General features: G+C 42.3%; 1 protein-coding gene. It reads left to right on the top strand.

Annotated elements, in window-relative coordinates; genetic code table 11:
• The coding region (locus tag ACESZH_RS23915; protein WP_373219596.1) for a transposase at positions 1 to 988 on the top strand (988 nt) is incomplete at its 5' end.
• Between the last annotated feature and the right edge of the window lie 34 nt (positions 989 to 1,022).

The following is a 1,022-nucleotide window of genomic DNA, read 5'->3' as shown; positions in this document are numbered from 1 at the left end:
TTTCCTGAATCACGGTAAATGGGATGACTATGCTCTCCAGACTGTTTTGAAAAACAGTGTGATACAGGTTGTCTACCAGGAAGCACAACGTTCCGGGAACCCCATTCTCTGTATCGTGGATGATACCATCGCTTCACATACAAAGCCCTCGTCACAGGCATTGCATCCTATTGAAGCAGCATATTTCCACCAGTCTCATTTAAAGAGACGACAGGATTATGGACATCAGGTTGTTTCTGTTATGCTTTCCTGTAATGGGATCACCCTGAACTATGCAGTTATCCTGTATGACAGATCAAGATCCAAAATCCAGATCGTACAGGAGATTGCCCGGGAACTTCCGGAAGCGCCAGTGGTTTCCTATTTTCTCTGTGACAGCTGGTATACTTCTGTAAAGGTTATGGATAGTTTTATCCAAAAAGGTTTTTACACCATTGGTGCGTTAAAAACCAATCGGATTATCTATCCCTGTGGGATCCGCCAAAAAGCCAGTGATTTTGCCCTTCATTTAAGAAAAACAGATAAGAACGTCAGCCTCGTGACCGTTGGCGGTCGTAAATTTTATGTGTATCGTTATGAAGGGAAACTCAATGACATCCCGAATGCGGCAGTGATCCTCAGTTATCCCCAGGAAGCTTTTGGAAATCCGAGAGCTTTGAGAGTGTTTATATCTACCAATGTGGGATTGTCCACACAGGAAATCCTGGATACGTATAGCAGGCGGTGGCCAATTGAGTTATTTTTTCGCCAAAGCAAGGGAAAACTTGCACTGGATAAGTGCCAGATCCGTTCCCGGAAAGGAATCCAGCGTTATTGGTTGATCATGTCATTGGTGCATTACATGTGTTGTATGCATTCTGAAAACTGTACCTTTGAAGATGGGTATCGGTATTTTCAGAAGCAGTTGAAAACAGAACAACTGACAAATCTTCATACTTTCATAAAAAATGGAGCGTCACTTGAAGCTGTTTTCGAAATGGTAGGGTAATTTTGTGCAAATTTCAATATTTGCTCATTTATAG

It is taken from the genome of Ruminococcus sp. 5_1_39BFAA (assembly GCF_964240875.1).
Classification (GTDB): Bacteria; Bacillota; Clostridia; order Lachnospirales; family Lachnospiraceae; genus Blautia_A.
Note: the sequence above shows the minus strand (reverse complement) of the source record. Positions and strands in the feature narration are given on the sequence as shown.